Origin of the sequence: Flavobacterium notoginsengisoli, assembly GCF_014207905.1 — a bacterium.
Lineage (GTDB): Bacteria > Bacteroidota > Bacteroidia > Flavobacteriales > Flavobacteriaceae > Flavobacterium > Flavobacterium notoginsengisoli_A.
The window spans coordinates 242,421-254,339 of sequence record NZ_JACHLB010000006.1; the positions used below are offsets into that span (position 1 = coordinate 242,421).

The 11,919-nt window shown below is 32.4% G+C and carries 13 protein-coding genes; 3 read left to right on the top strand and 10 right to left on the bottom strand.

Annotated elements, in window-relative coordinates; translation table 11 throughout:
- Nucleotides 1-311: 311 nt before the first annotated feature.
- Complete coding sequence (locus tag HNP35_RS18410) at nucleotides 312-1,190, top strand: M48 family metalloprotease (RefSeq protein WP_184165192.1); 879 nt, start codon at nucleotides 312-314, stop codon at nucleotides 1,188-1,190.
- A gap of 60 nt (nucleotides 1,191-1,250) precedes the next feature.
- Here the strand turns inward: HNP35_RS18410 and HNP35_RS18415 are convergent, their stop codons facing one another.
- The 10 genes from HNP35_RS18415 to recF form a co-directional block, all read right to left on the bottom strand.
- Nucleotides 1,251-1,631: a PH domain-containing protein gene (locus HNP35_RS18415; RefSeq protein WP_184165795.1), complete on the bottom strand. Its 381-nt coding sequence runs from the start codon at nucleotides 1,629-1,631 to the stop codon at nucleotides 1,251-1,253.
- 61 nt (nucleotides 1,632-1,692) lie between these two features.
- Entirely contained in the window at nucleotides 1,693-2,430 is a 738-nt protein-coding gene (locus tag HNP35_RS18420) for a DUF4184 family protein (protein WP_184165191.1), read from the bottom strand.
- A 94-nt stretch (nucleotides 2,431-2,524) separates the two neighbouring features.
- Nucleotides 2,525-3,358: an energy transducer TonB gene (locus HNP35_RS18425; RefSeq protein ID WP_184165190.1), complete on the bottom strand. Its 834-nt coding sequence runs from the start codon at nucleotides 3,356-3,358 to the stop codon at nucleotides 2,525-2,527.
- 156 nt (nucleotides 3,359-3,514) lie between these two features.
- Nucleotides 3,515-4,066, bottom strand: coding sequence for an RNA polymerase sigma factor (locus HNP35_RS18430; protein ID WP_184165188.1), 552 nt, complete (start codon nucleotides 4,064-4,066; stop codon nucleotides 3,515-3,517).
- Nucleotides 4,057-5,163 (bottom strand): glycosyltransferase, encoded by a 1,107-nt coding sequence (locus HNP35_RS18435; RefSeq protein WP_184165187.1) that lies wholly within the window; start codon nucleotides 5,161-5,163, stop codon nucleotides 4,057-4,059. Before HNP35_RS18435 ends, HNP35_RS18430 begins: the two co-directional genes overlap by 10 nt.
- 85 nt (nucleotides 5,164-5,248) lie before the next feature.
- Nucleotides 5,249-5,863, bottom strand: a complete 615-nt coding sequence (locus tag HNP35_RS18440) for an FMN-binding negative transcriptional regulator (protein WP_184165186.1) — start codon at nucleotides 5,861-5,863, stop codon at nucleotides 5,249-5,251.
- A gap of 74 nt (nucleotides 5,864-5,937) precedes the next feature.
- Complete coding sequence (gene murB / locus HNP35_RS18445; RefSeq protein ID WP_184165185.1) at nucleotides 5,938-6,951, bottom strand: UDP-N-acetylmuramate dehydrogenase; 1,014 nt, start codon at nucleotides 6,949-6,951, stop codon at nucleotides 5,938-5,940.
- Between the two features lie 115 nt (nucleotides 6,952-7,066).
- On the bottom strand, nucleotides 7,067-8,113 hold the full coding sequence (locus HNP35_RS18450; RefSeq protein ID WP_184165183.1) for a glycosyltransferase: 1,047 nt from the start codon (nucleotides 8,111-8,113) through the stop codon (nucleotides 7,067-7,069).
- 72 nt (nucleotides 8,114-8,185) lie between these two features.
- Nucleotides 8,186-8,860 carry a DUF2461 domain-containing protein gene (locus tag HNP35_RS18455; protein WP_184165181.1) on the bottom strand — a complete coding sequence of 225 codons (675 nt, stop codon included), beginning with the start codon at nucleotides 8,858-8,860 and terminating at the stop codon, nucleotides 8,186-8,188.
- Nucleotides 8,861-9,040: 180 nt separating this feature from the next.
- A complete protein-coding gene (gene recF, locus HNP35_RS18460; RefSeq protein WP_184165179.1) occupies nucleotides 9,041-10,120 on the bottom strand; it encodes a DNA replication/repair protein RecF in 1,080 nt (359 codons plus the stop codon).
- 242 nt (nucleotides 10,121-10,362) lie between these two features.
- Between recF and HNP35_RS18465 the strand changes: the two genes are divergently transcribed.
- Both HNP35_RS18465 and ribH read left to right on the top strand, forming a co-directional pair.
- Nucleotides 10,363-11,142 carry a tetratricopeptide repeat protein gene (locus tag HNP35_RS18465; RefSeq protein WP_184165178.1) on the top strand — a complete coding sequence of 260 codons (780 nt, stop codon included), beginning with the start codon at nucleotides 10,363-10,365 and terminating at the stop codon, nucleotides 11,140-11,142.
- A gap of 81 nt (nucleotides 11,143-11,223) precedes the next feature.
- Nucleotides 11,224-11,796, top strand: coding sequence for a 6,7-dimethyl-8-ribityllumazine synthase (gene ribH, locus HNP35_RS18470; protein ID WP_184165176.1), 573 nt, complete (start codon nucleotides 11,224-11,226; stop codon nucleotides 11,794-11,796).
- Nucleotides 11,797-11,919: the final 123 nt, after the last annotated feature.

Genomic DNA, 11,919 nt, shown 5'->3' on the forward strand with positions numbered 1-11,919 from the left:
AGTACAAAGATAAGGAATGTACTTCATTTGAAGATTTCTTTAGGATTTAATTTAATGATTGAATAGTAAATCAAGTATTATTACGGTTTAATTATGTGTAATAAAAAAGTTAAATAAGTGTGTTTAAAATGCTTTTTTGGTTTTAAAAGTATATTTCCTTTTGTAAAATCTGTTGTCATGAATAATAATAGCAATGTTTTGATATTTAGTGCTTTAAAATTTATATCTTTAAATGTTAAAAAAAACGAATTTTTATAATACTGGCACGGTTCTTTTGTAGTACATTTGGTGTTAAATTAATATAGGTAAAAATGAAAAAGAAATTTATTGTATTAGGAATTTTATTAGCATCTTTTGGGATTTCTAAAATGAATGCACAGATTAATTTGGGAGAAAAAGCAATTGGTGCTGTTCAAAAAGGAGTTACTGGTTTTACTTTTAGTAATGCAGATGCTGCTAAATTATCTAAAGAAGCTGTTGATAAATTAGATGCTGAACATGAAATAGCTGGACCAACAGACGGTTATACTTTAAGATTAAATCGAGTTTTTGGAAAACATGCTTCTGGTGACGGATTTACTTTAAATTATAAAGTTTATAAATTGAAAGAAGTGAATGCTTTTGCAACGGCAGACGGAAGTGTTCGTGTTTATTCAGGTTTAATGGATATCATGGATGATAATGAATTAATTGCTGTAATCGGACACGAAATCGGACACGTTGCAAATAATGATTCTAGAGACGCTATTCGCGCGGCTTACCAAAAAGAAGCTTTAATGGACGGAGCATCTTCGCAGTCGGCAACTTTAGCAACGGTTACAGATAGCCAACTTGGTAAAATTGGAAGCGCAATTATCGATAGTAAATACAGCCGTAAACAAGAATCGGAAGCAGATTTGTTTGCGTACAATTTCATGAAGAAAAATGGTTACGATGTAAATGCTGAAGAATCTGCTTTTAGAATTTTAGCAAAAATGAGTGAAGGATCTCAAGCTTCTTTTATTGATCAAATGATGAGTTCGCACCCAGATTCTAAGAAAAGAGCAGACGATGCTAAAAAAAGAGCAGAAAAAGATGGCTTGTATAAAGCTTATGTGCAACAAAAAATTGTAAATACTGTTCCAGCACCAGCAACTACGACTAAAAAGACAACCACTGCAAAGAAAACAACAACTACAAAAAAGAAATAAGTAGTTGTTTGCGTAATAATTTAAAACCCGGCAATTTTTTAATTTGCCGGGTTTTTGTTTTTATCCTAAAACGTGAAAGGCTAGAATTTTCTGTACTTCGTAAACATTTACCGATTTATTGAACTGTTTTACAATGCTTGGTTGCTGTTCGCTAGAAATCCAGATTTTTAACTCAGCATCAAGATCAAAAGTGCCAGCGGTTTCTACGCTAAATCTTGTGATGTTTTTGTAAGCGATAGATTTGTATTCTGTTTTGCTTCCAGTTAATCCTTGTACGTCAACCAAGATTAATCTTTTGTTGGTAAAAATAAAAGTGTCGCGAATTAGTTTGAAACCCATTTCAATCTCTTCGTTGGTTGTTAAAAGCTGTCCGTATTTTTTAATTAAATCTTCTTGACTTACAGAGCCTGCATTGCCAAGAATTGCTGAAAATATTCCCATTATTTTGTTATTAATAGTTAGAATGAATTTCTTTTTTGAAGGAGTAAAAGTAGTGATTTTGCTAATTTCTAACACCTGATTTTATTTTAATTAAAGATGGAATTAGGATTGTTGAAATAATAAAAGATGCAATAAAAGTGACTATGAAATTTCCAATATTAAAATCTTGAAAACATACAGCAAATCTCAAAAGCAAAATGGTAGCTATGCATAAAATAACAGCCTTCCAGTATAATTTTTCAATGGGAGTTTTAATATTGAAATCTTGTGGAAGTTTTAGAAAAACAATAAGAAGGGCAATACTGCCGATGAAAGTACTTCCATGTTGAGCAATTTTCCATAACGGAATTTCGGTACTAAAAATGTAGATTGTATTTCTAAAGCTATTTATTTCATTTACAAAATAACCGTTTTTATGAGTAAAAGAATCCCAGAAAAGATGTGAAATTATGCCAATGAGTAAAGATATTAAAACGATGTGCCAATTTTTTTTGAAATAAACATTCCAATTGAAATCAGTGTACGTGAGAATTCGAGTTTTCATAAATGAAGGAAGATTTTGAAATAAAAGATTTCTAATGATATTATGAAAAACAAAAGCAAGTAAAAGTGCAAGAGGTAAGTCAAACCAAAAAATGCCAGTAAAAGTATGGCTGTAATTGCTTTTTACTTTCATTCTTAAAAAATATTCAATATCGGGAATTAAACTGCCGATAATAAGGCTTGTTAGTGAAAACCATGATTTTGGCAGATATCTTAAAGGAAGAATTATGGCAGGATGTGAAAAAGTAAAAGGCATTTAATTCAGTTTATTTTTTTAGCATTTGATAAATAAAAGTAAATAAAAAAGCAGAACCGAAGTTCTGCTTTTTTTTATGAAATGATATGTTAAATTATTCCAATTCTGTTTTTACTGTAATTGGAAGACTATATGCTGTTCTCACAGGTTTTCCGTCTAGAATTCCTGGACTCCATTTTGTTTTTAATGATTTTAAAACTCTAATTGCTTCTTTTCCCATTCCGTAACCTGGGTCATTTTTTACTGTAATATCAGTAAGCGAACCATCTTTTTCAACGATGAAGAAAACATATACTTTTAATGTTTTTTCCATGTCTAAATCAGGTCTGCGGAAATTGTTTCCTACATACTTGTAGAACTGAGCAATTCCACCTGGGAACTCAGGAACTTTGTCTAGTATAGCAGAAGATACTGGGTCGTTTGTTGGCGGAGCTACTGAAGCAACATCACCATTTCCTCCTCCTCCTGTTGTAGGCATTGCATTAACAGCTGTTCCATTTCCGGTAGTATTTACTGAAGTTGGAGCATTTTCTACGTTAGGAGCTATATTTTCAACTGCATTTTCTGTAGTTGCAACCACGGGATTAACCAACTGAATTGCTTCAGTTGCGCTTGCTGCACTTTGTTCCATTATTGGAGTTGGTGGAGCTGGCGGTGGCGGAGCAACATTTGGATCAACGTTGACCACAGTCATAGGATCCTCATAAATAGGTGGTGTTTCTGTAGAAGAATCAACAACTGGAGGTCTAAGTTTGTTAATAAGTACCGATGCACCTCCTAATGCCGTTATTAACAATAAACCCATAAACAGAGCTGTAACAGAATTTTTGGAACTCTCTTGGCGTAATTGATACGCGCCGTACTCTTTATTCTTGTTCTCGAAAACAAGGTCAGTCCACTTGCTTTCATAAATGCTTAATTTAGACATAATTTTTGGGTTTTAAGGTTAAGTAACTTTAAATCATACGCAGAAAGGGTTTGGGTTTGAGCTAACAACGTAAAAGTTGTAGTTTTAGTATTGCAGAAATATATTTTTTTAAGAATAAAAATACGAATAGTTTATTCTTTACCTAAAGATAATAAATTATCTATTACGTTCGATAATTTCTGCTAATAATTTTTTAGCGCGTAAAAGTTTAACTTTTACACTGCTTAAAGGTTCGTCAATCTTAACGGCGATTTCCTGATAAGACATTTCCTGAAAGTAACGAAGCTGAATTACTTCTTGATAGTGAGGTTTAAGTTCTTTGATGCACAAGAGCAAACGAGAAAGATTTTGTTCTTTAATCAAAGCATCTTCTGCAGATGGAGTAGGGTCGGCAATATTATAAGCCTGCTGGTCTTCGTTGTCTGTGATTTCTATAAAAAGACTGGTTTTCTTTTTTCTAAGTAAATCAATATAGACATTTTTTGCTATTGCAATAAGCCAAGTATTGAATTGAAATTCGGCGTTGTAAGAAGCTATTTTGTCAAAAGCTTTTGAGAAAGTTTCTATTGTAATATCTTCTGCAATCGTTTCATTCTCGGTACGTTTGAGCATAAACGAATACACCTCATTCCAGTAATGATCTAATAAAAAAGTAAAGGCGATCTGATCGCCTTTTTTTGCTTTTTCTATTTTAGAATTTATTTCCAATATACTGGTTTTGAAAAGATATTAGTTATAAAGATATTAATTTGCGTTAATATAAGCGCTATCTCAACAACTGGAAACCAAATTTTAAGGTCATTTTCTTTTAGTTTTCCTGCTGAACATCCAATTATTGTCCAAACAATGGTATAGCGCGTTGCTAAAATTGCTAATACAGCAATCCATTGAAATTGGAAAGCCAATAAAACTATAACTAATAAAAAGAAAAATAATTGTGAAAGGAAAAATAATCCCAACTGCATTTTATCAAAAAACTTATAATGTTCCGCAGTAGAAATATGTCTTCTTTTTTGTGTAAACCACTCTTTATATGTTTTTTTTGGTTTCGAATAAGTGAAACTTTCCGGAGTATAAGAAATGGTTGTGTTTGTTTTATTTGCCGCCTGATTGATAAATAAATCATCATCGCCAGAACGAATCTGAATATGATCAATAAATCCGTTTACGTTAAAAAACTCTTCTTTTTTATAAGCCAAATTGCGTCCAACTCCCATATATGGTGAACCTAATTTTGCCCAAGAAAAATATTGAAGGGCTGTCAAAACCGTTTCAAAACGAATGATTTTATTTAAAAAAGAACGTTCTACTTTTTCGTAACCTCCATAACCTAATACAATAGTTTTGTTTAGTGTAAACTGAGAAGTCATAGAAGTAATCCAATCTTTGGTAGACGGGAAACAATCTGCATCTGTAAATAATAGGTAATCTTTTTTTGCTGCTTTAATTCCTAGCGTTAAAGCGTATTTTTTATTTCCCCAAAAAGCTTCGTTGTTTTCAACTTTTACCAAACGAATATTAGAGAATTCTTTTTCAAATTCTTCAAAAACCTCAAGGGTTTCATCGCTTGATGCATCGTCAATTAAAACGATTTCAAAATCTGGATAGTCTTGCTGTGCCAAAAGCGGAACGTATTTTTTTACATTCTCTTCTTCGTTTTTTGCGCATACAATTACAGATACTGGAAGATTTTTAGGTTTTATATGTTGAGGTTTGGCAAAAGCAAATTTTCCAAAAACACCTAAATAATAAAATAATTGAACTACGACAATAGCAATAAAAAAGTAAAATATGTATATAAGCATCTGATTTATTTGGTTCTATTAATTTTCACGTTCTGCGACTGCAAATGTACTTATGAATTCTTTAAATTCAATAGCCAAACCCGATTTACTTTCGGCATTTCGACATTTCTTTCGCAACAGCTATAGCCTGAGGGTTTTCTGTTTTTTCTAATTCCGAAATTATGTTTTTATAATTGTGGTCGTCTCGGTTTTGAGAGAGTTTTTTTGTGGCTTGAATTTCGTCAATTTCTATTTCAAAACCAAATATTCCTCTAGCTTCACGCATTGTTTTTGCTGATAAATCTTCAACTCGTACCGGATTTTCAGAATTTGCTTCGTATTTGTCTACGAGCTTTTTTAATTGTTCAACAGAAGTTTCATAATCAACAATTTTGATTCTTCCATAAACATGCACGGCTATGTAATTCCATGTTGGAACATTTTCGTGATCATACCAAGAAGAAGAAATATAACTATGTGAGCCTGTGAAAACAGCCAAAACCTGATCGTTTTCTTTAAAACCTTCGGCTTGCGGATTTAATTTTGAAATATGTCCTTGTAAAATTTCTTTTCCTTCGGCGTTAATCTCAAGTTCTATCGGAATATGTGTGGCACATAACTTTCCGTTAGTTTGATTGATTAAGATTCCAAAACTATTTTCTTTTATAAAAGTTCTGATTTCTTCTTGATTTTCGTTTTTGTATAAATCTGGAGTATACATTGTTGTCTTTTTTTTGCCACGAATTACACGAATTTAATTAGTGAAAATTCGTGTAATTCGTGGCGAATATTTTTTTAAATCACATTTACTTCCGCTTCAATCTGAATTCCAAATTTTTCAAAAACCGTTTTTTGAACTTCTTTAGAAACGGCTAAAATTTCTTGTCCCGTTGCGTTTCCATAATTTACTAAAACCAAAGCCTGGTTTTTATGAACTCCCGCATCTCCAAAACGTTTTCCTTTAAAGCCAGCTTGTTCAATAAGCCAACCAGCAGGAACTTTTACTTCAGTTTCGGAAACTTCATAAAACTTCATTTCTGGAAAATTCTGGTGGATTTTCTCGAAATCAGATTTGGATATAATTGGATTTTTAAAGAAGCTTCCGCTATTTCCTAATTCTTTTGGATCAGGAAGTTTGCTTTGTCTGATAGCAATTACAGCGTTACTAACATCTTTTAAAGTTGGTTCCGTAATATTGTTTTTAGCCAATTCAGCTAAAATGTCTCCGTAAGAAGTATTTATTTTATGATTGCGTTTGGTTAGTTTGAAAACCACCGAAGTAATAATGTATTGATCTTTAACTTCATGTTTGAAAATACTTTCACGGTAGCCAAAATTACATTCGTCATTATTGAAAGTTCTCATTTCTTGAGTTGCAATGTTCATCGCGTCGCACGAAATAAAAGTGTCTTTAATTTCGGTTCCATAAGCGCCAATATTCTGAACAGGCGTTGTACCAACATTTCCCGGAATAAGGGACATATTTTCTAAGCCACCAAAATTATTGTCGATTGTCCAAAGAACGAAATCGTGCCAAGTTTCGCCAGCCTGACTTTCAACCCAAACAAAATCGTCGTCTTCTTTTGTGATTTTTTTGCCTTTTAAATCAATATGAATAACCAAAGCATCAATATCTTTCGTTAAAAGCATATTGCTTCCGCCGCCCAAAATAAATTTTTTCTCGTTTTTATTTTCCGATAAAATGGTTTTCAATTCAGCAATAGAATGAACTGCAACGAATTGTTTTGCACTGGCTTCAATGCCAAAAGTATTGTGTTTTTTTAAAGAAAAATTGGATTGGATTTCCATAAATAAAAGGCTTTTTAAATCTGACTTCAAAAGTAAGGATTATAATTTTTTCTAACCGCAAAGAGCGCAAAGTTTTACGCAAAGTTCGCAAAGCTTTGTGTTCTTTGCGGTTAAATTATTTTCTATAATTAATCAATTCGTGATATTTCTCCGAAATAATTTTCATATTAATATCATAATTGGCATTTTCTTCAACAAACTTTCTATTTCGAATAATAGTTTGGTTTCGAAATTCAGAATTTTCAAAAGACCAAATCAATTCATTTGCTAGCATTTCGATATTGTCAATTTCAATCAGTTGCCCGTTCTCCCGATGCGTAATCCAACTTTGATTTCCTGGAATATTTGAAACTATTGGATAGCAATTACAAGCCATAGCTTCAAACAAAGATGCTGAAACACCTTCTGTAATTGGCATGCTGATGTAAATATTGGATTGCTGTAATAATTTAGGAAGTTCTGTATTCGGAATTCTTCCAGTAAAAAGTACTTTTTTTTCCATTTGAAGATCTTTTGCTAAATCTTTTAAATGTTGCAATCTTGGTCCATCGCCAACAATTGTCAAAGAAAAATCAATTTGTGTTTGATGTAAAACTCCAAATGCTTTTAAAATAGATTCATGACGATATTCTGGCATTAAGGAACGTGTTACAATTGCTTCAATTTTAGGAGAATTGTTTGTTGAAGGAGTAAAAATCGACAAGTCAATTCCTTTCGGAAGAATGAGAACTTTATTCATGTCAACTCCAACTGCTTTCATGTGAATTGCCATTACAGGTCCCCACGCGTGAATTAAGTGTGCTTTTTTGAAAGCATATTTTTGAATGAATTTTTTAAATGGATATAAAACAGATTCTTCTGGCCATAAATCGGTTCGTCCTTGTTGTGCGATTGCAATTGTTTTTGCTCCAGATAATGCGGCTAGAAAACCGTAACTTGTGGTTCTTTCTGCAATAACCATATCTGGCTTTTCTCTTTTAATAATTTTCTGAATGGCAAAAGGAGAGAAGAGATACTCCAAAATGCGTTTGAATCTTTGATTGTTTGGTGTTTGAAGTTCCCAAGTAATAATTTCAAAATCGCCAAATTCTTTCAGGCCTTTCATCCAAGTTATGGCGTCGGCGCGGTAAGATTCTCCAAGAAAAAGTATTTTTCTTTTCATTTATAAAAAAATTTCCGCCACGAATTCACGAATTGATTTTTGATAAATTCGTGAATTCGTGGCGATTTATTTTTACTCTTCAGTTTCTAAAGCACGGTTTATAAACTCATTCAGCGGTTTTAGAGCAATAAGTTTCTTACTCATTTTTTCTACGAAATCTTTCTTTGTAACTTCAGAAATGTCATAAGGTTGCGTCGCGGTAAAGCTTTTTAATTTTAAAAACTCAATTGCAGGATGATCTTTTTCATAACCGCGTGGCATGCTTTTTAGAGAATTATTCTCATTGATATCTAAGCTTCCAAATTCTTTTTTGAAGTTTTTATCGTTTAAAATTTCCTGCAAATCATCATAGAAAAAAGCAATTTCTTTACGCACTTTTTTTAAATCTTCCGCTTCAGGCGAATAAAATCCTCCAGCAATAAAACTAGCTCCCTTCTCGATATGCACATAATATCCTGCACGATTTGCGCCTTTTGCACCTGCCGAAAGCCAAACTCCTAAATGCGCCTTGTATGGAGATTTATCTTTAGAAAAACGAATGTCACGATTGATTCTAAAAGTACAATTTTTAACTTCCAATAATTCTAATGAAGGATCAAGCGGTTTCATGGCATCCAAAAAATCGCTTACCAATTGGTGGTAGTCTTTTTTGAAAACTTCGTATCGTTTTTTATTTTCCTGAAACCATTCTCTATTATTGTTTCTTTTTAAATCGTCTAAAAATTGCAATGATTCTTTCGTTAGCATATTTTATATTTTTGATTGCAGTTATTTTTTTAATTCGTTTTTTTGTTTGCCACGAATTACACGAATTTACACTAATTTACACTAATTTTTTAATTGCTTATCGATCAACTTTGACAAAGTTCTAGACTTTGTCAAAGTTTTTAATTAGCGTAAATTCGTGAAATTCGTGGCGAAAAAACTTTATAAATTGAAAATTTTATAACTCTGATGTGTCGATTTTACAATAGCTTCGGTTCTTTCAGGATGTGTGTCCGAAATAAAAAGCTGTCCGAAAGTTTCGCTGTTTACCATTTCTACAATTTTGGCAACACGCGTTTCGTCTAGTTTGTCAAAAATATCATCAAACAAGAGAATTGGCTTTACGCCGCTTTGTTTTTTTAGAAATTCGAATTGAGCCAATTTTAAAGCAATCAAAAAAGATTTTTGCTGTCCTTGAGATCCAAATTTTTTTATCGGATGTGAATCAATTTCAAAAGATAAATCATCTTTATGAACTCCGACCGTTGTATATTGAAGCACGCGATCTTTGTTGATGTTTTCTTGCAGAAGAGTCAAAAGGTCTTTTTCGAACAAATGGCTTTCGTAAACCAATTGTACACTTTCTTCAGATCCAGTGATGGCTTGATGATGCTTATTAAATATAGGTATAAATTGTTCTAGAAATTCTTTTCTCTTTTCGAAAATCGATTTTCCGTAACCTTGCAATTGTTCGTTATATATAGATAAGGTGTCGTTTTCAAATACACGATTCAAAGCAAAATATTTCAAAAGAGCATTTCGCTGGGTAATTACTTTCTGGTACAATATCAATTCATGAAGATAATTGGAGTCTAACTGCGAAATCACACTATCCATAAATTTACGACGCGTTTCGCTGCCTTCCACAATCAAATCTCTATCGGCTGGTGAAATAATGACTAGCGGAACAAACCCAATATGATCTGAGAATTTGTCGTATGCTTTTCCGTTTCTTTTTAGAACCTTCTTTTGCCCTTTTTTTAAACTGCATACAATTTGCTCAGTTCTTTCGTTCTTTTCCAGTTCGGCATCAATTACAAAAAAATCTTCTCCGTGTTTGATGTTTTGAACTGCAAGAGGATTAAAATAACTTTTCCCGTATGCTAAATGATAAATAGCATCTAATACATTGGTTTTTCCGATACCATTTTTTCCCACAAAACAGTTGATTTTGATGTCGAAATCAAAACTTGCTTCAGAAAAGTTTTTATAATTGAATAAAGATATTTTGTTTAAATGCATTTTTTAGGGACTCAATAGGTAAAATTTACTGATTTGAACCAGTGGAAATTTGAGGGTGCAAATTACCGAAAATTATTGATATAATTGGTCTGAGAGCAATTCTCGTCTGATTTATTTTAACGCTTAAGCGAAAGAAAAAACGAATACCAAAAATAATTCCTTTAAATAAGTGATAAAATTGAAATTTTTTACGTCATTTTCAATAAAAATTTTATTTTTGCCGTTCACTAAATAAATTTTAAATGGCAACTTACAATAAAAGAGGATATAAGACACCAAAAGAGAAGGAAGTAAAAGAGGTTACTGAAGAACAACAAGTGGTTATTGACGAAAAAGACAGCACAACAGCTGGTGTTTTCTCAAAACTAGATGAGACAGCTTCAAAAACTGAGGATTGGGTGGCTAAAAATCAAAAAATCATTATTGGTTTAGTGGCTGGTATTGCTGTTGCTACAATTGGGTATTTGGCTTACCAAAAATTCATTGCAACTCCAAAACAAGAAGAAGCTGCAAGTGAAATGTTCGTTGCTCAGCAAAACTTTGAAAAAGCTGTAAATGGTGTTTCTAGCGATTCATTATTCAAATTATCATTAAACGGTTCAGAAGGTAAATTCGGATTTATTAAAATCGCAGACGAATATTCTGGAACAGATGCAGGAAATTTAGCAAACTACTACGCGGGTATCGCTTACTTGAATACAGGTAAATACGATGAGGCAATTAAATATTTAGGAGAGTTTAAATCTGAAGATTTAATCTTAAGTGCTTTAGCTAAAGGTGCAACAGGAGACGCTTATTCTCAAAAAAATCAGCAAAAAGAAGCTTTAGATTTTTATGTGAAAGCTGCTGAATCTAACAAAAACGATTTTACAACACCACGTTTCTTATTAAAAGCGGCTAAAACAGCTTTAGCTTTAGGTCAGAAAGAAGATGCTTTGAAATATTTAAATGATATCAAAGACAATTACGATACTGCTCCAGAAGCAGCATCTGTTGATGCTTTGATTGGATTAGCTCAATAAAAATTTTAGACTTTAGATTTAAGATTGTAGATTTGTAGTTACGAATCTATATTCTAAAATAAAAAATCTAAAATATTACAGATGGCTACTGAAAATAAAAATCTATCAGAATACGATAAAAACACAATCCCAAACGCGAAAGACTTTCGGTTTGGGATTGTTGTTTCTGAATGGAATGAAACTATAACAGAAGGGCTTTACAATGGTGCTTTTGATGCATTAATTGATTGCGAAGTTCCTGCTCAGCAAATTATTCGTTGGAATGTTCCAGGAAGTTTTGAATTAATCTACGGAGCAAAAAAAATGCTTCAAACCCAGAATGTTGATGCGGTAATCGTAATTGGATGCGTAATTCAAGGAGAAACCAAACATTTTGATTTTGTTTGCGAAGGTGTTACACAAGGAATAAAAGACTTAAATGTTCAAACTGATATTCCGGTTATTTTCTGTGTTTTAACAGATAATAACATGCAGCAGTCTATCGATAGAAGTGGCGGTGTTCACGGAAACAAAGGTACTGAAGCTGCAATTGCTGCAATAAAAATGGCTTATATTCGCCAGCAGGCTTCAATAGCTCATGCTTACAATCAGCCATTATTAACTTCTGGAGCGCTTCAAATTGAAGATTCTCCAAAGAAAATTGAGAACGAATAAACACATTTGTTTTAAAAATATTAAAACCTATACTGTGTCATAACGGTATAGGTTTTTTTGTTTTTTTTATGATTATTCTTATTCTAAAAGCCAATCAAAATTTACTAAATTTGTACTTCTTGG

What these genes read in the sequence shown, in the direction of transcription:
- murB (WP_184165185.1), bottom strand. Translation starts at nt 6,951, where the DNA reads ATGGAAATCCAATCCAATTTTTCTTTAAAAAAACACAATACTTTTGGC.
- HNP35_RS18420 (WP_184165191.1), bottom strand. Translation starts at nt 2,430, where the DNA reads ATGCCTTTTACTTTTTCACATCCTGCCATAATTCTTCCTTTAAGATAT.
- HNP35_RS18410 (WP_184165192.1), top strand. Translation starts at nt 312, where the DNA reads ATGAAAAAGAAATTTATTGTATTAGGAATTTTATTAGCATCTTTTGGG.
- HNP35_RS18455 (WP_184165181.1), bottom strand. Translation starts at nt 8,860, where the DNA reads ATGCTAACGAAAGAATCATTGCAATTTTTAGACGATTTAAAAAGAAAC.
- HNP35_RS18425 (WP_184165190.1), bottom strand. Translation starts at nt 3,358, where the DNA reads ATGTCTAAATTAAGCATTTATGAAAGCAAGTGGACTGACCTTGTTTTC.
- HNP35_RS18465 (WP_184165178.1), top strand. Translation starts at nt 10,363, where the DNA reads ATGGCAACTTACAATAAAAGAGGATATAAGACACCAAAAGAGAAGGAA.
- recF (WP_184165179.1), bottom strand. Translation starts at nt 10,120, where the DNA reads ATGCATTTAAACAAAATATCTTTATTCAATTATAAAAACTTTTCTGAA.
- HNP35_RS18450 (WP_184165183.1), bottom strand. Translation starts at nt 8,113, where the DNA reads ATGAAAAGAAAAATACTTTTTCTTGGAGAATCTTACCGCGCCGACGCC.
- ribH (WP_184165176.1), top strand. Translation starts at nt 11,224, where the DNA reads ATGGCTACTGAAAATAAAAATCTATCAGAATACGATAAAAACACAATC.
- HNP35_RS18415 (WP_184165795.1), bottom strand. Translation starts at nt 1,631, where the DNA reads ATGGGAATATTTTCAGCAATTCTTGGCAATGCAGGCTCTGTAAGTCAA.
- HNP35_RS18440 (WP_184165186.1), bottom strand. Translation starts at nt 5,863, where the DNA reads ATGTATACTCCAGATTTATACAAAAACGAAAATCAAGAAGAAATCAGA.
- HNP35_RS18435 (WP_184165187.1), bottom strand. Translation starts at nt 5,163, where the DNA reads ATGCTTATATACATATTTTACTTTTTTATTGCTATTGTCGTAGTTCAA.